This is a genomic window from Deinococcus aquatilis DSM 23025 (assembly GCF_000378445.1).
GTDB lineage: Bacteria > Deinococcota > Deinococci > Deinococcales > Deinococcaceae > Deinococcus > Deinococcus aquatilis.
In genome coordinates, this window is record NZ_KB899702.1 from 42677 (window position 1) to 68320 (window position 25644).

Below are 25644 nucleotides of genomic sequence, written 5' to 3' on the forward strand. Positions count from 1 at the left end.
GACTCTTAAACGTCCTGCGTCACGCGCCTGAGCATCTCGGCATACGCGTCTTCTACGCCGCCCAGATCACGGCGGAAGCGGTCTTTGTCCATCTTCTCGTTCGTTTCGGCATCCCAGAAGCGGCAGGTATCGGGGCTGATTTCGTCGGCCAGCACGATAGAGCCGTCGGCCAGCTTGCCGAATTCCAGCTTGAAATCGATCAGTTTGATGCCGCGTTTCAGGAAAAACGGCGTCAGGAACCCCTGCACCTGAAGGGCCAGTTCACGAATGCGGGCCAGTTCTGTTTCGGTGGCCCAGCCCAGGCTGACGGCGGTATCGGTATTGATCAGGGGATCACCCAGCGCGTCGGATTTGTAGCAGTACTCCACCACAGGCCGGGACAGGGGCGTGCCTTCCTCGATGTTCAGCCGCTTGGAAAAGCTGCCCGCCGCCACGTTCCGCACGATCACTTCGACGGGCACGATCTCCACGGCCTTGACCCGCTGCTCGCGCTCGCTCAGCTTTTCTATGAAGTGCGTGGGAATGCCTGCCGCCTCCAGTTGCGGATAGATGGCCGCCGTGATCGCGTTGTTGATGGCTCCCTTGCCGCCGATCTGGGCCTTTTTCACGCCGTTGAAGGCGGTGGCGTCGTCCTTGTATTCCACGATGTACACGGCGGGGTCGGGGGTGGCATACACGCGCTTGGCCTTGCCTTCGTAGCGCAGTTCACCGAGGTCGGGGTGGGGCTGAAAGTCGGCGGGCTGGGTCATGGTTGCTCTCCTGATGTGGCGGCTTCGGCGTTGCTGGCGGTCTGTCGAGCAGCACCTTCTTGAGTAACACTTTGTTTGGCGACTAAGCACCGGGGCATCAAAGTAGAACGGGCGTCTCCCCAGGTCTGACCGGGGCAACGCTCGAAGGTTGCGGTGCTGAACATGTGTGGAACCTCCATCACCGTCTCTCGGACAGGCTCACCAACCTGGGTGTCAGGTCGGGGCGTCTCACGGGACGCAACTGGAAGAACTGCCTGGGGCAGCGGAGATGTACAGAAACGCGCCAACTTGGCACGCACTGCCGTACACCACCTTAACACCCTCAGCCGGGGCCGGGGCGGGGTTGTTCATGCGGGCTGGACGGGGGTGGGGGGACAGACAATTGGGGGGCATCAACAGATTGGGGTGTATGAGATCCAAGAATGTGAGAGCATTCCGCCTATGCTGAATAGCTTGCAGCCCCCATTTTTCTCGGCCATCAAGGATTCCCGCCGGGTCTTGATTGCTGGAATGGGGGGCGGATTTGACGTGTTCTGCGGCTTGCCACTGTATTTCGCGTTGCGGTCCGAAGGGATGGAAGTCACCCTGTGCAATCTGTCTTTTACGTCGTTTTCCCCACTGGCTCCGCATCCTTTGGCCCCAGCACTCACCGAAGTCACGCCAGAGTTCCGGGTATCCGAGGGCGCGTATTTTCCGGAATATTATCTGTCTTGCTGGCTGGGATCTCAGGGCGAAATACCGCGTGTCTTTGCGCTGAGCAAAACTGGTGTACAGCCTCTCCTGGCTGCTTACCGGGCTTTGGCCGAGCATTTGAGCCTAGACACCATCATTCTGGTCGATGGCGGTACAGACGCCCTGATGCGCGGCGATGAGGTGGATTTGGGCACGCCTCACGAGGATGCCGTGAGCCTATGCGCGGTGAACGAGTTGTTACATGAACGACCAGAACTGAAAACATACATGGTGTCTTTGGGCTTTGGCATAGACCACTTTCATGGGGTCAGCCACTGGAATGTGCTGGAAGCAACGGCGGAACTGACCCGCGCTGGGGCTTATCTGGGGTCGTTCAGCCTGACGCCAGAGCAAAAGCCGGTGCAACTTTACCGGGCGGCCTGCGAAGCGGTTTTTCGGCAGATGCCGCGTCATGTCAGCATCGTCAACAGCAGCATTCTGAGTGCGGTGGACGGTCAATATGGTGATTATCACGCGACAGGTCGTACGCATGGTTCAGAACTGTGGATCAATCCGTTGATGGCGCAGTATTGGTGCTACGAACTTGGTCCAGTGGCCCGCCGATTGCAATATCGAGAAGCCTTGATGGACACATTGACCATGTCGGAGGTTGATCAGGTGATTCGGACTCACCGTGAGTCGGTCAACATCCGGCCTCACCATGCGCTTCCTCTCTGAGCTTCACGCCCCCTGAAGCCGCCGCACCCAGTCCACGCGCCAATCGTGTTCCCGGTGGCCCCGGCTGATCTGCACGGTCTGGCCCTGTGGCAGGCGCCAACGCTCGGTTTCGCGCTTGTCCACTTCGATCAGCAGCCACCGTCGGCGCGTAATAAACCGTTCCAGCCTCTCCCGGCTGATATACACGCCGGGGCCGTGGTGCAGCGTCAGTTCGCTGCCGGAGACGCGAACGTAGATGCGGGCCATGACTCAGAATAGAGCTTTTAGAAGAACGCCTGTTCAGATAGAGGTCAGTTTGTGGAAGTTATGGGCGGCCAAATGATTCGCACGAAGCGTTCACGGCCTGCCAGATCAGGCAACACGTCGGCCACTGCACCCAGATCGCGGGCTTCGGCAGCCAGTGTAGGAGCGTTGCGGGGGTCAAGTTCCAGCAGGAGCACGCCGCCCCCAGCCCTTGTTGATCCGGTCAGGGCCGCCCGTGCCTGCGCCAAGAGAGGCCGCGCCACGCTCAGGCCGTCTGCTCCGGCGTACAGGGCCAGGGCCGGATCGTGCCGGACTTCCGGGTCGGCGCTGTGCTGGTCGGCGTCGGGCAGGTAGGGCGGATTGCTGACGATCAGGTCGAAGGGGCCAGAGATGCCTCGGAGCAAATCAGTCTGTGCAAATTGCACGTCCAGCCCGTTCAGTGCGGCGTTTTCCTGTGCCAAGGCCAAAGCGTCGGAGCTGAGGTCGGAGGCGGTCACGGCGGCGTCGGGGCGAGCGAATTTGAGGCCCAGTGCCAGAGCGCCCGTGCCCGTGCCCACATCCAGCACGCGGGGAGTGGGGAGGCCGCGCAGGGCTTCCAGTGCCAGATGCAGCAGCCATTCGGTTTCGGGGCGAGGAATCAGCGCCCGCCGATCTGATTTCAGGCGCACGCCGCCCCATTCCACCTCACCCAGGAGGTGTTGTAAGGGAATCCGGGCGGCTCTGGCCTCAATCAGGGCCGGGAGCTGCCCGGCCTGAACAGCCGAAACTTCCCGGTCGGAAGACAGGAACAGGGCCGTGTCATCCAGTCCCAGCACAAATTTCAGCAGTTCCCGCGCATCGGTCTTGGGGGAAGGCAGGCCCGCCTCCGCAAGGCGCGAGGTGGCCCGAATCTGCCAGGTTTTGATGCTTTCGGAAGGCAATTCCAATCGCTCTAACCGTGCCGGGGCCGAATCATCAGGCGGCGGGAAGCGCCTTCGCCCACCGATTCGCTCATCACGTCCGGGTGTTCCTTGAGGGCAATATGAATCACGCGGCGCTCACTGGCAGGCATCGGCTGAAGCTCGTGCGGCTCGCCGCTCTTGGCAACCTGAATGGCGAGGCGCTCGGCCAGTTTGGTCAGGGTATCGGCCTGCCGCTTGCGGAAGCCGCCCACATCGATTCGCACGCGCAGATCACTGCGGCCTGCCTGCTTTGCCAGCACCGTATAGGCGATGATCTCGATGGCCCCCAGCAGCCGCCCGTCGCGTCCGGCGAGTTTGGCGGCGTTCTCACCCGTGATCTCGGCTTCCAGCGCGTCTTCGGTCTGCTGCACCGATACGGCGAGGGTGGCGTCCATCCGGCTGGTCAGGGCGTTCAGGAAGCGTTCCAAGACCTCTCTGGGGTCTTCGTTCAGGGTGCCTTCAGCGGGTAAAGCGTCTGCGGGGGCGTCACTCGCAGGCGGCGGCGGCGTGACCTCGTCCTCGTCGGCCTCGCTGATCCCTAAGCCCGCGAGATAGTCGTCGAGGTTCGTGCGGTTGTCCATGATCCACACTTTACCGCGTAATTCTCACGCTTCTCTCTCAGATTCAGATTCGGTCAGCGTGAACGGCGCTCTGCGGTCGGGCGGCCTGCCTCGCAAACTCTCTTGCGCTGCGTTCCAGCATCTCGTACATGCTCTCGAAGCTTTCCTTCCCCCCCAGATAGGGGTCGGGCACATCCGCGCCGGGGGCGAGGGGGTCAAAGTCGCGCATCAGGCGCACGCGGGCGGCGGCTCCAGGTGATCCGGCCAGAGCGCGGGCCTCGGCTGCATTCTGCGAATCCATTGCCAGAATCAGGTCGTAGTCGGCAAAATCGCGCCGGAGCAACTGCCGCGCCCTGCCGCTCAGCCGGACTCCATGCCGCCGCGCCACCTCGATGCTGCGCGGATCGGCGGGTCTGCCCACATGCCAGTCACCCGTGCCTGCGCTGTCCACCACAGCTTCCACGCCCTGTGCAGCCAACTCGCGCCGCAGCAGGGCCTCGGCCACCGGAGAACGGCAGATGTTGCCGAGGCAGAGGGCCAGCACGCGCATCGGAAGAACAGGGGTCATGTGGATATTGTGGGACGGTGGGGATTGGCACGCAACGTCAACCCAAACGCAAAACGCAGAAGGTGGATCGCAGCCGCAGTTGCCCACGACCCACGATCCACCCTCCACAATCCATCTTTTATCCGCTCCCACTCACCATGAGCGGTTTTCCTGCTCTGTTATACGGATTCCGGCCATTCCGTTATCTTTTGGAACACCACCAAAAGCTAACTCCATTCTGGAATCCGTCCTTTTTCCTGCTCGTCGGGTTTCGCAGTTCTGTCAGAACTGTTCAACCGGAATCTGTATTACTGGTTACGCTCGATCAAAAATGCCTTCTCGATCACGTCGGGCGTGCCGGGGTAGCCGGGCTGAATGCGGGTGAGGCGGTCCAGCACGTCCAGCCCTTCCACGATGCGGCCGAAGACGGTGTGCTTGCCGTTCAGGTGCGGCGTGGCGGTAAAGGTGATGAAGAACTGAGAGCCGTTGGTGCCGGGGCCACGGTTCGCCATGCTCAGCACGCCTTTTCCGTCGTGGCGGTGGTCGCTGCCGAACTCGTCTTCAAAATCGTAGCCGGGGCCGCCGCTGCCGGTGCCGGTGGGGTCGCCCGCCTGCGCCATGAAGCCGTCGATGACGCGGTGGAACTTGATGCCGTCGTAGTAGTGGTGGCGCAGCAGGTAGGCAAAAGAGTTGACCGTCACGGGCGCGTCGTCGGCAAACAGATCGACGATCAGGCGGCCTTTGCTGGTGTCCAGCACGGCGCGGTAATCCTTGCCGGGTTCGATGCCGTCGCCCAGTTCGGGGGCAGCGGTGAAACGAATCTGGCGCTCTGCGCTGAGTTCGGGCGTAACGGCAAAGCCTTGAGGCAGGTCGGTGTAAGTGTCGCTCATAGTGGCATTGTAGCGGGCCAAGTCACACAGTCAGCTTTCAGGATGATGAAGAGAACTGAGGTTTGACCTTGGGGGGTGCCGGGGTGATCGGCTCTCAGATCACCCATTCGCCGCCGCGCATCAGGGCTTCGCGGCTGCCGTCTTCCCGCACGCCGTCCACATTCATGCCGGGGCTGCCAATCATCCAGTCCACGTGAATCAGGCTGTGGTTGCCGCCCAGGTCGGCAAAAGAGGTCTCAGATTCGGTGGCCCCGATCAGGTCGGGCCGGACAGTGGTCGGGTAGGCGCGGCCCAGTGCAATATGGCTGGCCGCGTTTTCGTCGAACAGCGTGTTCAGAAACAGGGTTCCGGTGCGGGCCACGGGTGCGCTCGCGGGCACCAGCGCCACCTCGCCCAGGCGGGCCGCGCCCTCGTCGGTGGCGATCAGTTGGCGCAGGGTGTCTTCGCCGCGAGTGGCGTTGACCTCCACGGCGCGGCCTCCTTCAAAGCGGACCCGGATGCCTTCCACCAGTTGCCCGCGCACGCTGAGGGGCTTGCTGGCAACGGCCACGCCGTCTACCCGGTCACGGTGCGGGGCCGTAAACACCTCGTCGGTGGGAAAGTTGGGCACGCCCAGCACACCGTTTTTGGCCCGCTCTGCGCCGCCCTGCCAGAAGTGTCCTTCGGCCAGCCCTACCGTCAGGTCAGTGCCCAGTTCGCCCTGAAAGTGCAGGGCCGTGAAGCGCTGCTCGTTCAGGCGGTCCGTGCGGGCTTGCAGGCCCTCAAGGTGCGTCTGCCATGCGCCCACCGGATCAGGCAGATCCACGCGGGTCACGGCAAAAATATCGTCCCAGAGGCGGGCCACGGCGTCGGCTTCCGGCAGCTCGGGAAAGATGGCCTGCGCCCAGGCGGGAGTGGCGATGGCGGCCACTGTCCAGCTCACCTCAAAGTTTCCGGTGGCCTCGCTGACCTTCTGGAATGCCTGCGCCATCGCCTTGCTGCGCCGTGCTACACGGCCTCCGTCCACGCCTGCCAGCAGCGAGGGATCTTCGCCCACAATGCCGATAAAGGCGTAGCCGTCGGCCACCATCGCTTCCCGCTCCTGCGCCTGCCAGGTTGGAAGGAAGGCCACAGCCTCATCGCTGCCGTCTTCGTACAGGGCCAGATCAGTGTGCGCATCGGCGTAGACCACGCGGGCGTCCAGCGCTCCAGCTCGGTAGGCGGCCCGCTGCACCAGGCGGGCAAACGGGGCGGCGTCCACCGGTGCGGTAATGCGGACTTTGCCGCCAGCCGTCAGACCCACGCCCACGCGCACCAGCAGGTCGGCGTAGCGGGCAAGCTTGGCTTCAAAGTCGGAAGATTGAGGATTTGGAGAAGACATACCCAGACTGTAGGCGTTTTGGGCTATCTGGGCCTTAAGGGTCTAAGGGTCCAATAAGGCTGATGTGGTCAGGCTCCGGCAAGCATTCAATGCCTTTACCACACTTCCCTCACCACCCCTCAATCTGCCGCCCTGCCTCGAACGCTGCCACGCCCGCTGCCACCGCCAGATTCAGGCTGCGGCCCCCGCCGGGTTGCGGCAGCTTCAGCCGGGGCAGGGCGTCGCGCAGCCAAGCGGGAAGGCCACGCGATTCGGGACCGAACAGCAGGTAGTCGCCGCGCTGAAAGCCTGCCCGCGTGTGCAGTTGCGTGCCGTGCGTGCTGAAGGCCCAGACCCGCGCCGTGGGCGGCAGGGTGGCCGCGAATGCCGTCCAGCTCGCGTGTTCGTGCAGGGTTACGCCCTCCATGTAGTCCATCACGGCCCGCCGAAATTCGCGGTCATGCAGGTGGAAACCAAAAGGCCGAATCAGGTGCAGCTCTGCCCCCAACACCGAGCAGGTGCGGGCCACGTTGCCCACGTTTCCGGCCTTCTCCGGCTCGAACAGGACGACGTGCAGGAGGGGGGCGGCAGGAAGTTCAGTGGTCATGCAGAGCGCACCAGCAGCAGCGTGACCCGCGTCTGCACATGCTCGGGGGCCAGTCCCTCGGAGGTCTTGAAGCTCACGCCCACCTCCGACTCAGGCAGGCCCAGCAACGTCGCCACATTCTGGGCAATCTGATCCCGCAGCGGCCCCAGCTTGGGCCTATCCAGCGTGACCACCAACGCCACGTTTGCAGGCGTGTAGCCGCGTTCCTGCACCAGCTCCAGCGCCCGCGCCACGATCACCGCCGAATCCATCCCCTTGTACGCCGAGTCGGTGTCGGGAAAATACTGGCCGATGTCGCCCAGTGCCAGCGCAGACAGCAGCGCGTCGGCCACCGCGTGCAGCACGGCGTCTCCGTCGCTGTGGGCTACCGCGCCCTTTTCGGCGTTGGGAATCGGTATACCGCCCAGAATCAGTGGGCGGCCCCCGGAAAGGCGGTGGGCATCTTCTCCAAATCCGATGCGGTAGGGCAGGGTGGGGGAGTGGGTCATTCGGGGAGTCTAAAGCGTGCCGGATCAGAGTCAGAGCGACGCCGTGTGTCAACCCCCCAGTCTGCTTCGCAGCCATCCCCCCTTAAAGGGGAGCGAAAGTTCTTTTGTCCTCCCCTTTAAGGGGGGCGTTGCGTCAGCAACGGGGGGGTTCACCTTTCAACTCCATCCTCCACCACCTCCACCGTCGCCCCCCCGCTTGTCGCGTCCGTGAGGGCCTGTGCAAAGGCGGGCGCGTCTTCCGGGTACAGGGCCACGGGCAGCAGCACGCCCGCCGCCGTGAATTCTTCCTCGCCGCGCACGGCGTCCACGCTGCCCAGCAGGTGATACAGGGCGCTGAGATGCCCAAAGCCCACGCCCACGCGCAGGGTCACGCGCCCCCGCACCAGCACACGCGGCGCGGTTCTGAGGCACTCGGCTGCCGCCCCGCCGTAGGCCCGCACCAGCCCGCCCGTGCCCAGTTTGGTGCCACCGTAATAGCGGATAACTACTACCATCGCGTGATCTATGCCCTGCCCACCGATGGCCCGCAGTATGGGTGCGCCCGCCGTGCCGCCCGGTTCGCCGTCATCGCTGAAGCGGTACAGGGGGCCAATCTGGTAGGCCCAGCAGTGATGGGTGGCGTCGGGGTAGCGTGCCCGCAGCGCGGCCAACTGCGCCAACGCCTCCGGCACCGAGTCGGCCCGTTCCGCAAAGGCCAGAAACTCGCTGCCCTCGATCACGGTGCTGTGGCGGTGTGGGGCGGCCAGAGTGGTAAACGGCGGCGGAAGGTCGGGCAGTTCCAGAGTCACGCTCAAAGAAGCCCGCGCTCCTGAAGCAAGCGCCGTGCGTGCCAGAGGGTCAGGCTGCTGGGGCCGTCCAGAATCTGGCCCGCGTCCAGCAGGGCGTAAATGTCGGGTAGCGGCAACACCACGCGCTCAATGACTTCGGTTTCCTCGTGCGCCGTGTCGCCCAGTTCCACGCCCAGAGCCAGCCACGGATAAAAAATCACGCCGCTGATGCTGGGCTGCGGATAAAACCCCGGCAGGGCCACCCATTCGCTTGCCATCCCGCCCACCTCTTCGCGCAGTTCGCGCACGGCTGCCGCGTGCAGTTCCTCGCCGCGCTCCACGCCGCCCGCCACCACTTCCCACACGGTGGCCCGCAGCGGATAGCGGTATTGCCGGATCAGCACGCCCTGCCCCTGCGCCGTGATGGGCAGCACGAAAATGGCGCGGGGACCGCGTGGACGGTACTGATAGTGCCCCTCCAGCCCGCCGCCCATATCCACCCGGTCCAGCACCACCGAACGCGGCCCCGGCACCAGTTCCCGCGATTCCAGCGTTTGCCAGGGCTGAGCCTCATCAGGCACCAGCGTGGGCCAGTTGGCGTGCATGTCGCCGCTGCTTCCGGCGTTCCCGTCTCCGTTGCCCGTCATATGCTCAGGCTACGCGCTTTAAAGCTTTTTTGCCTGCATGGAACGTAGTTTGAGCGGCTCCTGCGTCTTTCCTCCCTCCCACATCCCACAATCCATACCCCAATTCATGATCCCATCCGCTGCATCTCCACCACATACCGCGCAATTTCTTGCGGAGAAGCCACGCCGCGTGCCACTTCCACCCGTTCGGCCAGCACCTCGGGGTCGTAGGGATCGACGCGGAGCAACTGGTTTGCCAGCAGAAGGGCGCGTTTCAGGTCGCCCGCTTCCCGTGCCCGGCGCATCTGGCTGCGAATGGCCCCCGTGACCGCCGTCTGCAGTTGCTCGCGCAGATCGTCGGCCCATTCGCTGTCGGTCACAGTTTTCAGAAACGGCCCCCGGTACAGCGCCAGCATCCGGGCCATATCGCCGCGCTCTAGGGCCAGTTCCACTTCCTGTACGTCCAGCGTGAGGCTGAGGCCCGGCCCCAGCGAGTAGCGCGGCATATTGTGCGGCCCGGCGTGAACGACGGCTCCCTTGCCCAGTGCCTCCCGCAGTTCCCGAATCACGCTGCGGATGTAGTTCGATCCGGCCACCGGGTCTTTATCGGGGTACAGATCCAGCTGAATTTCCTGCCGGGTGCGCCCCGGATGCCGCGCCAGATAGACCAGCATCAGGGCGCTGCCGTGCAGGGTCAGCGATACGGCCTGCCCGCCCACCACCACGCGGGTTCGCCCCAGCGTTTCTACCTGGGCATGCGTCAGGCGTTCCTCGTCCAGCGGCACACTGCCGGTCAGGGTCGCAATTTTTTCAATCACGGCTTCCATAAACGGGGCCACGTCCGGTTCCAGCATGGCGCTGTGGGTCAGTTCCGCCAGTTCCTCCAGGTCGGGCCGGAAGCGGGCCTTGTCCTTGTCCTGTAGCAGGCGCTCCAGCCCCTCGCGCAGCACCTCCACCGATTCCTGATTTCGCCCGGCACGCCGCAGAGAATCGGAGAGGTGCAGCAGCGCCCGCGTCAGCAGATGCGAGTCGCCCGATTCCCGCACACCGGGCAGGGCCGCCTCGAAATCCAGCAGGGCCAGTTCTATCTGCCCGCGCCGCCGGAAGACCACGCCGCGTGTGACCAGCAGAGCGGGAGGCAACTCCTCGCCAGCGTCCACGCCAGCGTGCAGGGCTTCCAGTGCCTGTGCAAATTGCCCCTGCTCGCTGTGAAATTCGGCCAGTCGGGAGGCGACCCAGATGCGCGATTCATATTCTTCAGACCCCTCGACCAGGGCGCGGAGTTCCAGCAGTGCCCTCAGGGTTCGTGGACGGTCTTCCTTCATGCGGTAAATATCTGCCTCATTGGACAGAATCAGGATCATCCATTGGTCTGAATAATATTCCGGGTTGGCCAGAATCTGACGCGCTTCTCTGATATAGATTTCCGCGTCTTCGGGCAGACGGGCCTGTGTATAAATACTGGCAATGCTCTGCAAAGTAGAGAGGCGGGGGTAAGGAATCGGGTCCACGCTTAAAACACGTAGGGCTTCTTTATTAAGTTGCAGGGCGCGGGAGACATTGCCCAGAACGCTGTACATCTGTGCCAACGTCTGGGTTATTCGTCCAGTCAATTCGTCGTCACCCAGAGACATATAGCCGTGCCACGCTTTTTCGCAGCGGGCCAGTCCGGAATCCACCTGTCCCATCTGAAACTCTGTCGTTCCCCACCATCTCTGAAGCCGCAAACTCAGTTCTCCAGCAGGCATTGGTCCCAGATGAGCAAAATGCTGCGCGGCCTCTTCAAAACGGCCCATCAGGCGCATCAGGTTCCCCAACTCGATCATGGCCTCATGGTCACCCAAGATTGAAGCTCGGGTTAACGGTGTCTCAGCCATCTCAAACTCGCGTAGGCGAAGATGTGACAATCCCAACATGCGCCATGTTGCTGCGTCCATCTGTTGTAATTCGGCGGCAAGTGTGATGACAGACCGGTAATTTCCCGATTCAAAAGCAGTTTCTATTTGATTCGGGGGAGTCATCGTGTCACCTCACGGCCTGCTTACTAGTCTCTGGGCATGAACTTCAGCCATAACACAACTGCTCTGACAAACCTCTTACAAGAAATTGTGACTTTTTCTGAATCCAGCCAGATCAATGAATTGCAGATGGGCATTCGGGATTACGGCGTCATGCAGATGGGCATTCGGGACTACGGCGTGATGCAGATGGGCATTCGGGACTACGGCGTGATGCAGATGGGCATTCGGGACTACGGCGTGATGCAGATGGGTATTCGGGACTACGGCGTCATGCAGATGGGCATTCGGGATTACGGCGTCATGACCGCCGGAAAGGCGGCCTGAGATGACACGCGACAAAGTGACGCCTGCTCCTGCTCCCAAGCCTGCCCCCGTGGTCAATACTGCTCCGCGCAACGACAAGCCACGTGAAGTGACCTTGCCTGTGATGCGGGGAGCGGCGGCGGATTTCGGAGTCATCTGAATGCGAACGACTATAGACCACAACGCTTTAAAAGAAGAAGTCACCCAGTCGGTGGCTTTTTTCTTTGTTTAAAATCTCACGTCAGTTGATTTCTGCTGCTTGCTCAGATTGATGGTTGCTGCTTGATCAGAGTGTCGTCAATGGGGAACACAGTCGCCGTTCGGACGCCCTATTTCTGGTAAAACTAACCATTGTGAAGGTGCCCCGATGAAGGTGTTTCTGTGACCGCTCCCCGTATCTATCCCATGCGCCTCTATGGTGATCCGGTTTTGCGGCGCAAGGCCCGTGTGCTGAAACCCGGTGAGCCCCTGACCGTGCCAGGATTCGATCCCCAATCGGTGCGCGAGGTGGCCGACCAGATGCTTGAAACCATGTTCGAGCAGCGGGGCGTGGGACTGGCTGCGCCGCAGGTGGGCCTCCCTGTGCGGATGTTCGTGGCGGTGGAATACGAGGACGACGAGGAAGAAAACGAGGGCGGCGAGGAGAATCTGCGCTCACGGGTGCTGCGTGACTTCGTGATGATCAACCCCGTGATGAGCGTCATCGACAAGAAAAAAGACCGCTCCTATCAGGAAGGTTGCCTGAGCATTCCCGGCATCTATGAAGAGGGCGTGCCGCGTGCCCGTGCTGTACAGGTGCGTTATACCGATCTGGACGGCAAGGACCGCACCATCGAAGCCGACGATTACCTGGCGAGGGTCTTTCAGCACGAAATCGACCATCTGGACGGCGTGCTGTTCCTGGATCACCTGCCTGCCGAGATCATGGAAGACCACCGCAAGGCGCTGACTGCCCTGCAACGCCAGGCCAAAACCTTCCTGAGTGATCTGGCGGAACATGAGCGGCGCAAACAACTGGAGCGCCAGGGTTGAAGGGTTCCGGCACTGATGGCCGCCCCCGCGTGGCCTTCTTCGGCTCACCCGCTTTTGCGCTGCCTGTGCTGGACGCCATTCGCGCTGAATTTGAAGTGGTGCTGGTGGTGGCCCAGCCCGACAAACCCGTGGGGCGTGGCCTGAAACTGACGCCGCCGCCGGTGGCTGCCCACGCTGCGGCCCTGGGCCTGCCGCTGGCGCAACCCCGCAAACTGCGCGGTAATGCGGCGTTTGAAGCCCAGTTGCGCGGCTGCGGGGCCGATGTGGCCGTCACCTGCGCTTACGGCAAAATCCTGCCGGGATCGCTGCTGGCCGTGCCGCGTTTCGGGTTCCTGAATACGCATACCAGTTTGCTGCCCGCCTACCGGGGCGCGGCTCCGATCCAGTGGGCGCTAATCCGGGGCGAGACGGTCACAGGAACCACCATCATGCAGACCGACGAGGGAATGGATACCGGGCCGCTGCTGCTGCAAGAATCCCTGCCCATCGCGCCCGAGTGGACGGCGCTGGAGTTGGCGGACGCTCTGGCGACGCAGGCGGCCCGCCTGATCGTCTCGGCGCTGCATCAGCTTCCCAGCCTGACTCCTACGGCCCAGGACGAAAGCAGGGCCACCCATGCACCCCTGCTGGTCAAAGAAGACGGTTTTGTGCGTTGGCAGGAGTCGGCGCAGGCCGTACTGGACCGCCACCGGGGGGTGGCCGCGTGGCCCCAGACCACGGCGTTTGTGGGGGGTGTCCGCCTGAAACTGGCGGGCCTGAGCGTGGTGGCAGACCAATCTGAGGAAACGGGCCAGGTCATCCGCGCCGATGGTGACGCCCTGATCGTGGCCTGCGGTGCGGGCGCGGTGCGAATTCAGACCCTTCAGCCTGAAGCCCGCAAACCTCAGGCGGCGGCGCAGTGGTGGCAGGCCCAGGGTCAACCGCCACGTTTCGACCTCTGGGAACCACAGCAGCCCTAAGCCCGTACCTGTGGCGTGACTTCCTTTCCCGCCGCTCCCTTCGACGCTGGCCGCCCGGCAGGTTCCAGCCTTCTGCCCACCGCGCAGTTTCCCCTGACACTGGAATTCAAGTTCAGTCTGTTTACTGAACTGCGCGTGACTGACGCAGGCGGACAACTCGTGGCGGTGGTGAAGGAAAAGACCTTCAGTATCCGCGATGAGGTCAAGGTGTTTGCCGACGAGGGCCGCACCCGGCAGCTGTACGGCATGCGGGCGCAGGGGCTGATGGCCGGGGCGCTGGACTGGCGGGCCAAGCGCCTGATTCGCCGTGTGGACGGCAGCGATGTGGGTGCGCTGCAAGCTCAGGGCATGCGTACCCTGTGGGCCGCCAGCTACGAGTTGCTGGACGCACCGGGCCACGTCCGCTTCACCATCCGCGACGATCAGCCCTGGCTGGGCATCGTGGAGGGCGTGATCGGGGCCATTCCGTTTATTGGTGACCTGATCGCCATGGGCTTTGATTACCTGATCAATCCCACCTACACCGTGACTGACGCGGGCGACCAGCCTGCCCTGCGGGTGCGCAAGCGCCGCAGCCTCTTTTCGCGCCGTTTTGTGGTGGAAGCCCTGCGCCCCGTGCAGCCGCAGGAAGAAGAACTGCTGCTCCTGGGGTTGGTGCAGTTGGTCCTGCGGGAGAGAGAAAGAGGGTAAAGGGTTGTAGGACGTGGGATGGAGGGTGTAGGACAAACCGAGGGCCAGCCATTCCTAAGATTTGGCTGGCCCCCTCTTTTCCCACTCACCACTCCCTACGGACCACTCACAGCCTTTTCCCCACTCGCCTCGACTGCCCGGCGCACGATAGGCATGATCGTCAGCCCCTGCACGGCAATCGTAAAGAGCACGATGACATAGGTGGCCGTGACCAGCAGAGAGCGGTAGGGGCTGTCCGGCAGGCCCAGCACGAGGCTGATGGCGATGCCGCCGCGCAGACCTCCCCAGGTCAGCAGGCGCACCGTGTACGCGCCGTAGCCCTGGCTGGCACGCACGAAATGAAAGGGAACGACCACACTGATCCAGCGGGCGACCAGTGCTACACCGATCAGCAGCACGCTCGCCAGCAGTTGCGGACGGGTCACGTTGGTCAGCAGCACGTCCAGCCCGATAAAAGCGAACAGCAGGATGTTGAGCACCTGATCGAGCGTTTCCCAGAAGCCCTCGACGTGTTCGCGGGTGGCGGCGGTAAACACGTCGTGCTTGACGGCAGAAATGATCAGTCCAGCGACCACCATCGCCAGCGGCCCACTGATACCGAGTGAGGCGGCCAGTACATAGCCGCCGATGACCAATGCCAGCGTCAGCAGCACCTCCACCGCATGAGACTCGATGCCTTTGAGGAAGACGTAGCCCACGCCGCCCAGCGCCGCCCCGAACAGTACGCCGCCGCCCGCTTCCTTCAAAAACAACATCAAGGCTCCGGCCACTGTCGGGGCGGTGTGAGACTCACCGATTCCGGCCAGCCCGGCCAGCACCAGAAAGATCACCACGCCCACGCCATCGTTAAACAGGCTTTCCCCGGCGATCAGTGTTTCGATGCGTTTGGGAACCCGCGCCCGCTTGAGCAGGTCGAGAACGGCCACAGGGTCGGTGGGGCTGATCAGTGCCCCGAACAGCAGCGCCCACAGCAGCGGCACGCCGAGGCCCAACACGCCGAAGATGCCGTAGGCGGCAAAGCCGATCAGGAAGGTGCTGATGATGGTACTCAGGACTGCCAGCGTCAGAATACTGACCCGCTGCCTCAGCATCTGGCGAGCATCCAGGCCCAGTGCGCCCGCAAACAGCAGGACACTTAAAATACCGTTCAGTACGAAGTCCGTGAAATCCAGCGTTTGTAGCAGGCCCGTTGCCCAGCCCCGCACCCCGCCAATGCCGAGGCCGTCCAGCGCAATCAGAATGATGCTTGCCAGTGCACCTGCCAGCGTCACGCCCACCGTCGTCGGAAACTTGAAAAATCGTTCGTTTAAAAAGGCCAGCAGCGCTGTGACGCTCAGCAATACCGCAAATGCCGTCAACATGGGGCCACCAGAATCATAGGAGCCACTGTAGAGGACAGCCCAGCTGCTAGTGCTGCCCTCATCTGAACCGGAGAACAGCTCTGAGGGGTGGGCCATAACCTGAGACTCGTCCTACAGGCGGGTTCAGGCTGCTCTATCTCACTCCTGTTCAGGTTGCCACATCAAAAAGTGGGCCTGCCAGATCATCTGGCAGGCTCTGTCTTTTTTCTACGGACTAAGCTCTAGTCACGGTTGGTCAGTCCCGCTCGCGTTCCCGCTCGGCATTCAGCATCGCCTGAAGCTGTGCCTGACGTTGACGCACGTAATCCTGATGAAAACGGGCTTCGTCCATCAGCTCGGTGCCCACGATCAGTTTGCCAGTTGCGAGTTCGCGCATGGCCTGAGTCACGAGGTTATGCGTTTTGACGCGCTGCTCGGTCGGCAATACGCTGGGCGCACCCGAACGCAGTTGCAGGGCGCGTTTTGCCGTCACCACCGACAACCGGTACTTGCTGTCGGTCATCGAAAGCAATTTATCAATGTCTTTTTCTGCCATACTCCACACCCCTTTTGTCACCTGCTCTCCGGCCTGCTGTGCTGCTTGGGCGCGGGAGCCAGACACTCAGCCAGTCAGTCTAGCCCGCCGCCACCAGGAAGGGCAATCTGTGAAGGCACGTTTGGGCGTCGGGGAGGTCTGAAGTCTGAGGCCCGGACAGTCTGAAGCCGCCGCTCTCAGCCTGCGTGGGGCGGGCAAAGTGCAGCAGCACCATCAGATGAGGGGCCAGAGAATATCCCCCATTCTCTTCAGACCCGGCTTCACCCTTTCCTCTTCGCTTGTACCCGGTCTAAACTGGCAGCCATGACCGACAATTCAGCCACCCGGCAAGACCAGCAGGCCGAGCAGCGCCAACTTCTGCGGGCCTTCGGACAGATGCCAGCCGATGTGCATTCCCGCCTGGAGCGCGAGCTGGACGCCTTCGAGCGGGCTGTGGACGCGGTGCAGCCGCACTGGCACACCACCCTGCCGGGGCGCACCTGGACGGCGGCGCAGGAAGCCGATCACATCATCCGCGTGAATGCTGGAACCGCCAAGATCGCGGCCCTGCTGCTGTCTGACAAGCCTCTGCGCCCAGGCGACCAGACGCCCGGCACGCTGGTAGAGGGCAGGCGGCAGGCTCCCGCCGGACTTGTACCCGGCCCCGAGCAGGCATGGGCCGACCTCAGCGCCGCGCACGCCCAGACCCGCGCCGCACTGCTGCAAGCCGCCGCCCACGCGCCCGAAACCTCAGACCGGACCTTCTTTCACCCCTTCATGGGCGAACTGACGGCGCTGGACTGGCTCCGCATGGCGGCCTTTCATATTCGCCACCACCGCAAGCAACTGGAAAAGTTGGCACAGGGCTGAGTTGGTACAGGACTGAACTAGCAACCGGGTACGGCCCGAAACCCAGTTCGCGTCCTAGCTGTACTTCTACACTTCTACCCCACTGCCTGCCCGTCCACCTTCCCCATCCGTTTTACCTGCTCGCCACTCCGGTGGGTAAGGCGGGCAGATACCCTTCCACTTCCTGCATCAGGTCGCGGGCCGTCAGATCCAGGCGTACCGGAGTCACGCTGATGCATCCGGCCTGCACTGCGCCGTAGTCGGTGGTCAGGTCGGCAGCATCGGCGGCGCGGCTGATTCCGGCGACCCAGTGATATTCGCGGCCCTCGGGGTCAGTGCGCGTCACGATGCTGTCTTCCCAGCGGTGGTCACCCACCCGGGTCACGCGCACGCCCTCAAAGGCGCGGGCCGGGAAGTTGACGTTCAGCAGCGTGCGGGGCGGCAATCCCCGTGCCAGCACCTCGCGGGCGAGGCGGGCAGCGTAGGCGGCGCTGGCGGCAAAATCGTACTCGCCCTGCGCCGTGGCCTGCTGGCTGAAGGCAATGGCGGGCAGACCCAGCGCCATCGCTTCTATGGCCGCCGCCACCGTACCCGAATGGGTCAGGTCGTCGCCCAGATTGGGGCCGAGATTGATTCCGCTGACGACCAGATCGAACTGCCCCCGTAGATGCACGCCCAGGACCACGCAGTCGGCGGGCGTTCCGTCTACCCGGTAGGCCGGAATCTCACCGAAGCCTGCCGAGGCCGTGTGCTTGAAGCGCAGTGGACGGCGAATGGTGATGCCGTGCCCGACCGCCGACTGCTCCACGTCGGGCGCAACGACCGTAACGTCTCCGATGTCAGCCATGGCCAGGGCCAGTGCCTTGAGGCCGGGCGAGAAGATGCCGTCATCGTTGGCGACCAGAATGGATGGACGTACGGGGGCGGCGTTGCCAGACACAGAGTTGTCAGGTGCAGAGGTCATGGCAGGCAGTCTAGACGCCACCTGAGACATCGGCGTCAAGCTGGGCTGACCGGAAGCTGCGGGAGACCGCATAGTGGGACGGCGGCCAGCAGGAACGGCCGTCAGAGAAGATCGGACACCCGGTCAGCGCTGTTCCTGAAGATGAGAATTTTCCAACATTCATAAATGTGGTTTCCGTTGGCACTTCATGAACTGCGGCCCAGACTGCGTTTTAGCGTTTGTTTTACGGCAGGCCAGTTAAAGTCGTTCTCTATCCGACTGTTGCAGATTGAAACTGTGGAGGAGTTATGAATCGATGGTGGCGGCCCCCGCTGATGCTCTTGACCCTTGCCCTTGCCGCCTGCGGGCAGATGCCGGATTCCAGCCTGGAAGCAGAATCGAATGTCCGCCCAGAGGAGGGCAACTGGGCTTTTACCTCCCAGATGAAGCCGCAAACCCTGATGCCTGACGGAATCAACTCGTTGGCCTACGAACGGGCACTGGTCGCCACCAACGGCTGGGGGCCGATCGAAACAGATCGCAGTAACGGCCAGCAGGCGGGCGGCGACGGCAAACCGCTGACCCTCGGCGGGGTGCAGTATCCCAAAGGCTACGGCGTTCACGCGCCCAGCGAACTGAGCTACAGCCTCGCCGGAGCAGACCGGGCCAGATGCGTACGTTTCAGGGCACAGATCGGCGTAGACGATGAGGTGGGCACACAGGGCAGCGTCGCCTTTCAGGTCTGGGGCGATACAGCCAAGCTCTACGACAGCGGCCTGATGACCGGAGAGAGCGCCACCCAACAGGTCAGTGTGGATCTGCGCGGGCAATCCAGGGTGCGGCTGGTCGTGACCGATGGGGGCAACGGCAAAAGCTTTGACCATGCCGACTGGATCAATCCGGTGCTGGTGTGCGTCCCCGACATCACTCTCAGCGTGCCTGACGAGACCCGGATCTATCAGGACACACACGGCACCCTGCCGCTGACCATCACCAACAACAGCAAGTCGTTTAGGGGAGACGTGACCTATGCGGTGCAGAGCTACTACGGTACCGCCGAATATTTCCAGCTGGTCAGTACGGGCACGCGCCTGACCGGGGCCGCCCAACAGGTTCAGGCCCTGCGCGTGTACATGGGCCTCCATGCCACCGAGGACGTCTTTCCCGGCGATCTGGTGGCCTCCGTGGCCGGAGAAGAGGTGGCCCGCACGCCCCTGAACCTGGGCACGCTGGAGCAGCAGGCGGTGCTGCACTTTCCAGCCACGTTGCCTGACCTTCAGGTGGGTAAATCGGTGGTCATAGACGTGCCCGTTTCGGTGGTGCCGGGCGGAGAAACCACCGGTTTCAATCTGGCCGTGCGCCCCAACATCGGGCAGGCTCCAGATTGGCTGGACGCGAGTGTTGTGGGCAGCGGCGACATTCCAAGAGAGGGCGGCATCTTGCAGATCAAGCTGACGGCCACCCGCGCCGCCTGGCCGGACGAAGCCACCGAGGCCGAGGCGCAGTTGCGAGTCTACGAACAGAACTTTGCTCACACCTACCCCGTGCAGATCGGCAGCGTGCCCGTTCGCCTGACTCCGGCAGACATCTGGGTCAGGGCAGGAAAATAGCGTCGGCAGGAGGCTGAAAGCAGCAGGGGCGGCGCTTCGGCACATCCGTAAAACAATCAGAACGCCAGCCCTGGCATCTGCCGGAGCTGGCGTAGGATCAACGGATCAACTGTTCAGGGGCCAGAACGAGAAATCTCAGAATTGCCTGCTGGCTGATCGCTGTCGCCCTGCACATGCTCCTCTATGTACTCATCCGAGGCCTGTGCGCCGGGTTCATTTCTGGCCCCGCGTCCTGCGCCCGCGCCCATCTGCTGTGCTTCGGCGCTGCTCAGGCTTTCGGTGTCTGCATTCATGTCGCCGGTATCTGTATTGTCCTGATCGTCGTCCCTGCCGCTACGGTCGGTCATGGTCGCTCCCTTTTTGCCTCTGGAAGGTGTCCGTGTTGGCCGGTCCAATCGGCACACCCCACTGCGGCTAGAACAGGAGCATACGCGCCGACGGCCGAACTGCTGCCCGGCGTTACGAAAGGCTCAAGCTTGGACTTGGGTCTTCTGAAGAACGTCTGGCGTCTTAATGTATAAGTGTGAATTTTTTCAAAAAAGACACTGGCGTGAGGTGTAGTTCACACCTGGACGTTTTTCTCCTTAATGAACGGTCGTCAGATGGGCTTAATGAGCCGCAAGACGTTGTTTCTCACGGCCCTGCCGTTAAAGTGGTTGAATCCATGAAGAAGCCTGCCATCTTCCTCTCATTTGCTCTGGCGTGCGGCGGAGCGGCAGCTCAGGGGACCTCCCCGGCTGACCCCTTTTTGCGGCAGGCTCCAGCTCAAGCCTCTCCCACCCTGCGCGGGACTGCCCCTGCCCCGACAGCGGCTCCCAGCGGCAGCCTGAACCTGACCGGGGTACAGAACGCCACCTTCGGCAATCCGCGCACCAGCAACAATGGCTCGCAGACCCGCGTGGTCTTCGACCTTGCGCCCAGCGTCGCCTACACGCTGATGCCCACCTTTACGGGCCTGAGAATAGATGTGCAGGGTGCGCGGGTCTTGCCTGCCGTGACCGCCGCCCTGGGCGGCAGCGTCAGCGAGTACCGCGCAGGCGGCGGGCAGGCTACCCTGGTCACTCCGTTTCCACTGTCGCTGACTGAAGGATGGCGGGCCAGTGAGGCGACCCTGGCAACGGGTGGCCGCGTGCTGATCCTGGAATTCGGTGCAGTGGTGTCGGGCGGGGCTGGCGAGAGCCTGCGGGCCGCGCTCCGCACCTCTCCGCCTGCGCCCACTTCCTCTACCGCAGAGGCCAACTCTGTGCTGAATGCCCCGCTGGGTCTGAAAGCTGCGCCCGGAAGTGCCGCGCCTGTGGCCGCTGCCGCTGCGGTCACGTCCACTGCTCCCACCCGCACCACCCAGACGCCGAACCCTGTGACGACACGTCCTGCGGTGACCAGTCCTGCGGCGACCCGTGCGGCCATTGCCAGCAATCCTGACCAGTTGCCCCCCGGCGACATCGTGCTGCCCAGCAAGCAGTTTCCGCCCGCACCCGCGCTGCCCGATACCAATGCGGCCCGCCCCAGCGCCCTCACAGGCCGCGTGACTGGGCAGGTGCAACCCGGTGCCCTCCTGACCGCCCCGCGTATTGGCAAGAATCCGGGTATGACCCGCGTGGTCCTGGACCTGCCGCCCGGGAGCACCTACCTGATTCAGCCCACCACACTGGGTCTACGTGTAGAACTGACCGGCCTCAGCGTGGTGCCTCAATATGCCCAGAATGTCAGCCCAGAGGTGCGGACCTGGCGCTTTGAACCCACCGATGCTGGTGTAGACATCACTCTGGTGACGGCCACGCCGACCACGGCCCGCAGTGGATGGCGGGCGCAACTGCTCTCGCCTGCACCCGGAAGTGACCGCGCACGGCTCGCCATCGACCTCTCGCCCGCGCTGGCAAACCTGACGCCCCTGCTGCCCAGTGAGCGCCTGGTGGCCGCCGTGCCCCCTGTTGCGGCCACGCGTGGTACCGCCATTCTGGCCCTGAGTGCCAGTTACGTGCAGCCGCGTGTGGTGCTTGATCCCGGTCACGGTGGGCGCGATCCGGGGGCAGTGGGCAGCATCGTAGAAAAAGAAGTGACGCTGAACGTGGCCTTACGGGTGCGCGACCTTCTGCGGGCGGCGGGCGTGGACGTGGTCATGACCCGTGACCGTGACCGCGAACTGAACCCGGTGAAAAACGTCGATCTGCAGATGCGTGCCCAGCTGGGAAGCCCCGGCACCCAACTGTTTGTCAGCATTCATGTCAATGCGATGGAAGCCAATACCGCCCTACGCGGCTACGGCGTGGAAACATGGTGGAATGCCAACCATCCCATGTCCAGCAGCCTAGCAACCATCTTGCAGCGCCAGCTCGTAGAAACCACCGGGGCGTTTTCACGCGGTCTGAAATCCAACCAATCGCTGTCTGTGCTCAGAAACAGCCGGATTCCCGCTGCGCTGGTCGAAATCGGCTACACCAGCCACCCGGTAGACGGCCTGAATCTGCAGGACGCCAACTACCTTGACCGCGTGGCCGTGGGGATCGCGCAGGGCATCCGCGAGGCGCTGACTTCGGGAGTGACGGCGGGCAACGCGGTGGGTGGTGGGGGAAAGTAGAGAAGTAGTGCATCTGGGCTGACTCTCAGCCGTCAAGTTCGGGGGTCGGAAGGTGGGGGATGCTGGGTCGGTGGAACGCGCCGCCCAGCGTCTTTCTTGCACCCTTTAACCCGTGACCCTGAGCCGCCGTTCCTGCCACACCTATTTTCCGAAGCTGGGAACCCGGTTGCCGTAAATTGCATGTGCGTCACAGCGGTCCTTGAGGATGCATACCGGGCACTTGGGCGCTGTCCAGTGGCACACCTTTTGCCCGTGCCGCAACAGATTGACATGTAGCTCGTACAGATGCGGCGCTTCGGGTGGCAGGAGCGACAGCAGGGCACGGTGCGCCGCCTGCTCCCCCATGCGCGGAATTGCGCCAACGCGGGTGGTGACGCGGTGAACGTGGGTATCGACCGGAAAGACGGGCCGGGCAAAATTGAAGAGCAGCACCAGTGAAGCCGTCTTGATGCCCACTCCCGGCAGGTTGGTCAGCCATTTCAGGGCGTCGGCCACGGGCAATTCGGCCAGAAAATCCAGGTCGTAGCCGCCGCGTTCGGCCTTGATGGCGCTGAGGGTGGCCTGAATGCGCGGCGCCTTGCTTTCAGGGTAATTGCTGCGGCGAATAGCGTGGGCCACGGCGTCCACGGGGGCCGCGATGATCTCGTCCCAGTCGCCCAGCAAGCAGAGTTCCTGGTATGCGGCTTCCTCGTCGGCGTGCGTGGTTCTCTGGGACAGGATCGTGCTGATCAGCTCGTGCATGGGCGCACGCCGGGGAATCAGGGGACGTTCGCCATACTCTGCCCGCAACAGACCGAACATCCACGCCAGGAGTTCAGACCGAACCTCAGCAGGCCGGGTGGCGTTGAGGTTGGGCGGGTCAGAGTCGGGCGTGAGTGGAAACAGAGAGCCGTCGGTCATGCCGGGGCGTTCAGCCTTTGGTGGTGTTCAGGCCCGGCTGCACGCCCGTGTCTGCGCCCTCGCCTTCCACCTCGTCGCGCCCACCCTCGGCGGGTTCTTTGTTGGCAGTTGGGTCGGTATTGGGCGCTTTGCCCCTTTCTTCCGGCGAGATGTCTTTGCTCTGCCCTTCCGCTGGAGAGGTGTTGGCGGGGTCGTATCCGGGAACTTGCGGGTCACGGTCGGTCATGGCCTCAGCCTGCGCGGGCCGGTGCAGCTTTGGGCGAGTACGGTGTAAAGACGTATTTATACCCTGGCCCTGGCTGCCGAGCCGGACCACGACTGGGCCTTGAGCTTTTCGTTATCAAGCAGTTTACAAAATAGGTCAACAGATATAGACTTTGGGGCCGTGCGAGTAAACTGCCTGTTCAGTTGCCGCGCCTGAATCCCGACTTCCCTGGAGGAATACCAAATGAAACGCACCCTGATCCTGTCTGCTCTGGCCCTGAGTCTTGCCACTTCTGCATCAGCCCAGCGCCCCACCACCCTGACTTCCGGCGTGCTGAAAATCGGTATGGAAGGCACCTACGCGCCCTTTACCTTCAAGGATGAAAAGGGCCAACTGGTGGGCTTTGACGTGGACATTGCCAAAGCGGTGGCGGCCCGCCTCGGCCTGAAGCCCGAATTTGTGCTGACCGAGTGGAGCGGCATTCTGGCTGGCCTTCAGGCCCGCAAATACGACGTGATCGTGAATCAGGTGGGCATTACCGCCGAGCGTCAGAAGGCCATCGGGTTCAGTGCGCCTTACGCCTACAGCAGCCCGCAGATCATCGTCCGCAAGAACGCTGCCACCGCCTTCAAAAATCTGACCGAGCTGAAGGGCAAGCGCGTGGGTGTGGGCCTGGGCAGCAACTTTGAAAAGCAGCTCCGTGACGCGGGCGGCATCAATGTGGTCACCTACCCCGGCGCACCCGAATACCTCAGCGACCTGATTTCGGGCCGAATCGACGCCGCTTTCAATGACCGCCTGCTGGTGGGTTACCTGATCAAAAAAGACGGGCTGCCTGTGAAGGGTGCGGGCGTGATCGGCGCGGCAGAACCCGTGGGCATCGCCTTCCGCAAGGACAACACCACCCTAAAAACCGCCATTGACCGCGCCCTGTTGCAGATCAAGGCCAACGGCACCTACGCCAACATCAGCCGCCAGTGGTTCGGTCAGGATGTCAGCAAGCCCTGAGCGGATTCCGGCCTGAATTCTGTGCGCTGACTGTGTGAACGGGTGCGCCAGTGGTGCTCCGGCAAACGCCCCAGCACCGCTCTGAATCTCAATGGATCAGGTTTGCCCACTCGTCTAGGTGGGCAAACTTTTTCTGAGCAGTACGGCTGCTGCCCGGTTCTGTTCATGCCAAGATGAACGGCGGAGACACTGAACGATATGGACCTTTCTCTTATCCTCAACAGCGCCGTGCAGTCGCTGCCCGTGCTGGTGCAGGGGGCCGGAATTACTCTGGGCTTTGCGCTGGCCGCGATGGTGCTGGGGCTGCCGCTGGGGTTCGCCGTGGCCCTGACGCGGCTGTCCCGTTTTGCAGTCTTGCGCTGGATCACGGGAATCTACGTGTCGTTTATTCGCGGGACGCCCCTGCTGGTGCAGATTTTCGTGATTTATTACGGGTTGCCCAGCTTCGGCATCACACTGAATCCGGTGGTGGGCGGCGTGCTGGCCCTGACCCTGAATGCGGGTGCGTACCTCTCGGAAACCATTCGTGGGGCCATTCAGAGCGTGCCGCGTGGTCAGCGTGAAGCCGCCACCAGTCTGGGCCTGAACGGGGCACAGACCATGCGCCTGATCGTGCTGCCGCAGGCTCTGCGCGTGGCTGCGCCCAGCCTCGGCAACAGCCTGATCGGCTTGGTCAAGGACACGTCGCTGGTCAGCGTAATTACGGTGGTCGAGCTGCTCAGAAGCGCCCAACTGGTCATCGCCCGCACCTTCGAGCCGTTTGGCCCCTACCTGATGGCCGCGCTGCTGTACTGGGTCATGAGTCTGCTGCTGGAAGGCGTGCAGAGAGCAGTAGAGCGGCGGCTGTCGCGGGGCGTGGCCTGAGAGAGCGGCAGCAGATAACCACAGGTTCAGTCATCACTCACCGTCCCCCCTCATCGGGGGATGTTTTGTCAGCGGTCGCCGGGTCTCCTGGCAACTGATCCAGCGTTCCTTCCACCAATTCCCCACGCAGCGGCAGGCCATTGAAATCGAGGATAAAAGCCGTCGCGTCCAGCGCCTCTTGTGGAGTCACGGGCGGCAGGTGGCCGTGTAACCCCCCAATCAGTGTGTAGATGGCACGTGGCGGCAGGACTTGGTGGGTGGTTCTGAACTCGGCTCCGGCCAGGGCTTCGGCGCTGCCACCCTGCAACTCGTCTCCGTGGCACATGGCACAGGCAAGACGGTACAGCACGGCCCCGCGCCCGATCTGGGCTGTGATCTGCACTGCGGCAGGGGAGAGGATGGCCGCCCCCTGCTGTGCGCCAGCCTGCGGTAAGGTCGTGCCCAATAGCACAGCGCTGGCGGGCAAGAGCAAGGAGAGTAATGTCGAAGGCTGGCGCAGGAATCGGCCAGCTAGGGAAGTCGGAGTGGACATGTTGATTTGTTCCTCACCGCAGCATAAAGCTTCATTCCTTTTTCGATCTTCTCTGTGCGCTCCTTCCACCGCTTGATCTGTCTGAAAGGAAACTTTGACCCTTCTGGC

At 62.9% G+C, this 25644-nt stretch carries 30 protein-coding genes; 11 read left to right on the forward strand and 19 right to left on the reverse strand.

Annotated features, from left to right (window positions below; all coding sequences use genetic code 11):
* Nucleotides 1-5: 5 nt before the first annotated feature.
* On the reverse strand, nt 6-749 hold the full coding sequence (gene purC / locus F561_RS0106315) for a phosphoribosylaminoimidazolesuccinocarboxamide synthase (RefSeq protein ID WP_019009106.1): 744 nt from the start codon (nt 747-749) through the stop codon (nt 6-8).
* A 453-nt stretch (nt 750-1202) separates the two neighbouring features.
* Here purC and F561_RS0106320 point away from each other — a divergent pair, with 453 nt between their 5' ends.
* The gene (locus F561_RS0106320) at nt 1203-2159 is read left to right on the forward strand and encodes a DUF1152 domain-containing protein (RefSeq protein ID WP_211214796.1); all 957 of its coding nucleotides are present in this window, start codon (nt 1203-1205) and stop codon (nt 2157-2159) included.
* A 3-nt stretch (nt 2160-2162) separates the two neighbouring features.
* On the opposite strand, the gene F561_RS0106325 is transcribed toward F561_RS0106320, so the two are convergent.
* The 11 genes from F561_RS0106325 to F561_RS0106375 form a co-directional block, all read right to left on the reverse strand.
* Nucleotides 2163-2405, reverse strand: a complete 243-nt coding sequence (locus F561_RS0106325; RefSeq protein ID WP_019009108.1) for a hypothetical protein — start codon at nt 2403-2405, stop codon at nt 2163-2165.
* A 44-nt stretch (nt 2406-2449) separates the two neighbouring features.
* Complete coding sequence (prmC, locus tag F561_RS0106330; protein ID WP_019009109.1) at nt 2450-3328, reverse strand: peptide chain release factor N(5)-glutamine methyltransferase; 879 nt, start codon at nt 3326-3328, stop codon at nt 2450-2452.
* A 5-nt stretch (nt 3329-3333) separates the two neighbouring features.
* Nucleotides 3334-3924: a Jag family protein gene (locus tag F561_RS0106335; protein WP_019009110.1), complete on the reverse strand. Its 591-nt coding sequence runs from the start codon at nt 3922-3924 to the stop codon at nt 3334-3336.
* 43 nt (nt 3925-3967) lie between these two features.
* Nucleotides 3968-4471 (reverse strand): low molecular weight protein-tyrosine-phosphatase, encoded by a 504-nt coding sequence (locus F561_RS0106340; RefSeq protein ID WP_157451617.1) that lies wholly within the window; start codon nt 4469-4471, stop codon nt 3968-3970.
* 287 nt (nt 4472-4758) lie between these two features.
* Nucleotides 4759-5340 (reverse strand): peptidylprolyl isomerase, encoded by a 582-nt coding sequence (locus F561_RS0106345; protein WP_019009112.1) that lies wholly within the window; start codon nt 5338-5340, stop codon nt 4759-4761.
* A gap of 94 nt (nt 5341-5434) precedes the next feature.
* A complete protein-coding gene (locus tag F561_RS0106350) occupies nt 5435-6700 on the reverse strand; it encodes an aminopeptidase (protein ID WP_019009113.1) in 1266 nt (421 codons plus the stop codon).
* 109 nt (nt 6701-6809) lie between these two features.
* Nucleotides 6810-7286: a tRNA (cytidine(34)-2'-O)-methyltransferase gene (locus F561_RS0106355; protein WP_019009114.1), complete on the reverse strand. Its 477-nt coding sequence runs from the start codon at nt 7284-7286 to the stop codon at nt 6810-6812.
* Complete coding sequence (gene ispF / locus F561_RS0106360; RefSeq protein ID WP_019009115.1) at nt 7283-7774, reverse strand: 2-C-methyl-D-erythritol 2,4-cyclodiphosphate synthase; 492 nt, start codon at nt 7772-7774, stop codon at nt 7283-7285. The genes F561_RS0106355 and ispF overlap by 4 nt, the downstream gene beginning before the upstream one ends.
* 149 nt (nt 7775-7923) lie before the next feature.
* Nucleotides 7924-8568, reverse strand: a complete 645-nt coding sequence (locus F561_RS0106365; RefSeq protein ID WP_019009116.1) for an IMPACT family protein — start codon at nt 8566-8568, stop codon at nt 7924-7926.
* The gene (locus F561_RS0106370; RefSeq protein ID WP_019009117.1) at nt 8565-9188 is read right to left on the reverse strand and encodes an NUDIX domain-containing protein; all 624 of its coding nucleotides are present in this window, start codon (nt 9186-9188) and stop codon (nt 8565-8567) included. The genes F561_RS0106365 and F561_RS0106370 overlap by 4 nt, the downstream gene beginning before the upstream one ends.
* Nucleotides 9189-9292: 104 nt before the next feature.
* Nucleotides 9293-10993 (reverse strand): AfsR/SARP family transcriptional regulator, encoded by a 1701-nt coding sequence (locus F561_RS0106375; RefSeq protein ID WP_019009118.1) that lies wholly within the window; start codon nt 10991-10993, stop codon nt 9293-9295.
* Between the two features lie 282 nt (nt 10994-11275).
* On the opposite strand from F561_RS0106375, the gene F561_RS0106380 reads away from it, so the two are divergent.
* From F561_RS0106380 to F561_RS0106400, 5 genes are all read left to right on the forward strand, one after another.
* Nucleotides 11276-11512, forward strand: coding sequence for a hypothetical protein (locus F561_RS0106380; protein WP_157451618.1), 237 nt, complete (start codon nt 11276-11278; stop codon nt 11510-11512).
* 1 nt (nt 11513) lies between these two features.
* Nucleotides 11514-11651, forward strand: a complete 138-nt coding sequence (locus F561_RS29465) for a hypothetical protein (protein ID WP_019009120.1) — start codon at nt 11514-11516, stop codon at nt 11649-11651.
* A gap of 245 nt (nt 11652-11896) precedes the next feature.
* Nucleotides 11897-12523, forward strand: coding sequence for a peptide deformylase (gene def / locus F561_RS0106390; protein ID WP_019009121.1), 627 nt, complete (start codon nt 11897-11899; stop codon nt 12521-12523).
* Nucleotides 12520-13482 (forward strand): methionyl-tRNA formyltransferase, encoded by a 963-nt coding sequence (gene fmt / locus F561_RS0106395; RefSeq protein WP_019009122.1) that lies wholly within the window; start codon nt 12520-12522, stop codon nt 13480-13482. The genes def and fmt overlap by 4 nt, the downstream gene beginning before the upstream one ends.
* A gap of 15 nt (nt 13483-13497) precedes the next feature.
* Nucleotides 13498-14172, forward strand: a complete 675-nt coding sequence (locus tag F561_RS0106400) for a hypothetical protein (protein ID WP_019009123.1) — start codon at nt 13498-13500, stop codon at nt 14170-14172.
* A gap of 95 nt (nt 14173-14267) precedes the next feature.
* On the opposite strand, the gene F561_RS0106405 is transcribed toward F561_RS0106400, so the two are convergent.
* On the reverse strand, nt 14268-15533 hold the full coding sequence (locus tag F561_RS0106405) for a cation:proton antiporter (protein WP_019009124.1): 1266 nt from the start codon (nt 15531-15533) through the stop codon (nt 14268-14270).
* 235 nt (nt 15534-15768) lie between these two features.
* On the reverse strand, nt 15769-16068 hold the full coding sequence (rpoZ, locus tag F561_RS0106410; RefSeq protein WP_019009125.1) for a DNA-directed RNA polymerase subunit omega: 300 nt from the start codon (nt 16066-16068) through the stop codon (nt 15769-15771).
* A 303-nt stretch (nt 16069-16371) separates the two neighbouring features.
* On the opposite strand from rpoZ, the gene F561_RS0106420 reads away from it, so the two are divergent.
* Nucleotides 16372-16917 (forward strand): DinB family protein, encoded by a 546-nt coding sequence (locus F561_RS0106420; RefSeq protein WP_019009127.1) that lies wholly within the window; start codon nt 16372-16374, stop codon nt 16915-16917.
* A 112-nt stretch (nt 16918-17029) separates the two neighbouring features.
* Here F561_RS0106420 and surE read toward each other — a convergent pair whose 3' ends face one another.
* The gene (surE, locus tag F561_RS0106425; protein WP_019009128.1) at nt 17030-17860 is read right to left on the reverse strand and encodes a 5'/3'-nucleotidase SurE; all 831 of its coding nucleotides are present in this window, start codon (nt 17858-17860) and stop codon (nt 17030-17032) included.
* A gap of 287 nt (nt 17861-18147) precedes the next feature.
* Here surE and F561_RS27110 point away from each other — a divergent pair, with 287 nt between their 5' ends.
* Nucleotides 18148-19449 (forward strand): NPCBM/NEW2 domain-containing protein, encoded by a 1302-nt coding sequence (locus F561_RS27110; protein ID WP_083922353.1) that lies wholly within the window; start codon nt 18148-18150, stop codon nt 19447-19449.
* A gap of 113 nt (nt 19450-19562) precedes the next feature.
* On the opposite strand, the gene F561_RS0106435 is transcribed toward F561_RS27110, so the two are convergent.
* A complete protein-coding gene (locus F561_RS0106435; RefSeq protein WP_019009130.1) occupies nt 19563-19796 on the reverse strand; it encodes a hypothetical protein in 234 nt (77 codons plus the stop codon).
* Nucleotides 19797-20113: 317 nt separating this feature from the next.
* Here F561_RS0106435 and F561_RS0106440 point away from each other — a divergent pair, with 317 nt between their 5' ends.
* Complete coding sequence (locus F561_RS0106440) at nt 20114-22027, forward strand: N-acetylmuramoyl-L-alanine amidase (RefSeq protein WP_019009131.1); 1914 nt, start codon at nt 20114-20116, stop codon at nt 22025-22027.
* A gap of 141 nt (nt 22028-22168) precedes the next feature.
* Here F561_RS0106440 and F561_RS0106445 read toward each other — a convergent pair whose 3' ends face one another.
* A complete protein-coding gene (locus tag F561_RS0106445; protein ID WP_019009132.1) occupies nt 22169-22927 on the reverse strand; it encodes a monofunctional DNA glycosylase in 759 nt (252 codons plus the stop codon).
* Nucleotides 22928-22937: 10 nt separating this feature from the next.
* Complete coding sequence (locus tag F561_RS24920; RefSeq protein ID WP_019009133.1) at nt 22938-23153, reverse strand: hypothetical protein; 216 nt, start codon at nt 23151-23153, stop codon at nt 22938-22940.
* A 222-nt stretch (nt 23154-23375) separates the two neighbouring features.
* On the opposite strand from F561_RS24920, the gene F561_RS0106455 reads away from it, so the two are divergent.
* Together F561_RS0106455 and ehuC are read left to right on the forward strand one after the other, a co-directional pair.
* Nucleotides 23376-24140: a transporter substrate-binding domain-containing protein gene (locus F561_RS0106455; RefSeq protein ID WP_019009134.1), complete on the forward strand. Its 765-nt coding sequence runs from the start codon at nt 23376-23378 to the stop codon at nt 24138-24140.
* A gap of 198 nt (nt 24141-24338) precedes the next feature.
* On the forward strand, nt 24339-25004 hold the full coding sequence (gene ehuC, locus F561_RS0106460) for an ectoine/hydroxyectoine ABC transporter permease subunit EhuC (protein WP_019009135.1): 666 nt from the start codon (nt 24339-24341) through the stop codon (nt 25002-25004).
* 37 nt (nt 25005-25041) lie between these two features.
* Here the strand turns inward: ehuC and F561_RS0106465 are convergent, their stop codons facing one another.
* Nucleotides 25042-25470 carry a c-type cytochrome gene (locus F561_RS0106465; RefSeq protein WP_157451619.1) on the reverse strand — a complete coding sequence of 143 codons (429 nt, stop codon included), beginning with the start codon at nt 25468-25470 and terminating at the stop codon, nt 25042-25044.
* Nucleotides 25471-25644: the final 174 nt, after the last annotated feature.

Excerpts from the sequence above, each read along its gene's own strand:
- purC (WP_019009106.1), bottom strand. The coding sequence starts at position 749 with ATGACCCAGCCCGCCGACTTTCAGCCCCACCCCGACCTCGGTGAACTG.
- F561_RS0106325 (WP_019009108.1), bottom strand. The coding sequence starts at position 2,405 with ATGGCCCGCATCTACGTTCGCGTCTCCGGCAGCGAACTGACGCTGCAC.
- F561_RS0106335 (WP_019009110.1), bottom strand. The coding sequence starts at position 3,924 with ATGGACAACCGCACGAACCTCGACGACTATCTCGCGGGCTTAGGGATC.
- F561_RS0106340 (WP_157451617.1), bottom strand. The coding sequence starts at position 4,471 with ATGACCCCTGTTCTTCCGATGCGCGTGCTGGCCCTCTGCCTCGGCAAC.
- F561_RS0106345 (WP_019009112.1), bottom strand. The coding sequence starts at position 5,340 with ATGAGCGACACTTACACCGACCTGCCTCAAGGCTTTGCCGTTACGCCC.
- F561_RS0106350 (WP_019009113.1), bottom strand. The coding sequence starts at position 6,700 with ATGTCTTCTCCAAATCCTCAATCTTCCGACTTTGAAGCCAAGCTTGCC.
- F561_RS0106355 (WP_019009114.1), bottom strand. The coding sequence starts at position 7,286 with ATGACCACTGAACTTCCTGCCGCCCCCCTCCTGCACGTCGTCCTGTTC.
- ispF (WP_019009115.1), bottom strand. The coding sequence starts at position 7,774 with ATGACCCACTCCCCCACCCTGCCCTACCGCATCGGATTTGGAGAAGAT.
- F561_RS0106370 (WP_019009117.1), bottom strand. The coding sequence starts at position 9,188 with ATGACGGGCAACGGAGACGGGAACGCCGGAAGCAGCGGCGACATGCAC.
- F561_RS0106375 (WP_019009118.1), bottom strand. The coding sequence starts at position 10,993 with ATGATCGAGTTGGGGAACCTGATGCGCCTGATGGGCCGTTTTGAAGAG.
- F561_RS29465 (WP_019009120.1), top strand. The coding sequence starts at position 11,514 with ATGACACGCGACAAAGTGACGCCTGCTCCTGCTCCCAAGCCTGCCCCC.
- def (WP_019009121.1), top strand. The coding sequence starts at position 11,897 with ATGCGCCTCTATGGTGATCCGGTTTTGCGGCGCAAGGCCCGTGTGCTG.
- F561_RS0106405 (WP_019009124.1), bottom strand. The coding sequence starts at position 15,533 with ATGTTGACGGCATTTGCGGTATTGCTGAGCGTCACAGCGCTGCTGGCC.
- rpoZ (WP_019009125.1), bottom strand. The coding sequence starts at position 16,068 with ATGGCAGAAAAAGACATTGATAAATTGCTTTCGATGACCGACAGCAAG.
- F561_RS0106420 (WP_019009127.1), top strand. The coding sequence starts at position 16,372 with ATGACCGACAATTCAGCCACCCGGCAAGACCAGCAGGCCGAGCAGCGC.
- surE (WP_019009128.1), bottom strand. The coding sequence starts at position 17,860 with ATGACCTCTGCACCTGACAACTCTGTGTCTGGCAACGCCGCCCCCGTA.
- F561_RS27110 (WP_083922353.1), top strand. The coding sequence starts at position 18,148 with ATGAATCGATGGTGGCGGCCCCCGCTGATGCTCTTGACCCTTGCCCTT.
- F561_RS0106435 (WP_019009130.1), bottom strand. The coding sequence starts at position 19,796 with ATGACCGACCGTAGCGGCAGGGACGACGATCAGGACAATACAGATACC.
- F561_RS0106440 (WP_019009131.1), top strand. The coding sequence starts at position 20,114 with ATGAAGAAGCCTGCCATCTTCCTCTCATTTGCTCTGGCGTGCGGCGGA.
- F561_RS0106445 (WP_019009132.1), bottom strand. The coding sequence starts at position 22,927 with ATGACCGACGGCTCTCTGTTTCCACTCACGCCCGACTCTGACCCGCCC.
- F561_RS24920 (WP_019009133.1), bottom strand. The coding sequence starts at position 23,153 with ATGACCGACCGTGACCCGCAAGTTCCCGGATACGACCCCGCCAACACC.
- F561_RS0106455 (WP_019009134.1), top strand. The coding sequence starts at position 23,376 with ATGAAACGCACCCTGATCCTGTCTGCTCTGGCCCTGAGTCTTGCCACT.
- ehuC (WP_019009135.1), top strand. The coding sequence starts at position 24,339 with ATGGACCTTTCTCTTATCCTCAACAGCGCCGTGCAGTCGCTGCCCGTG.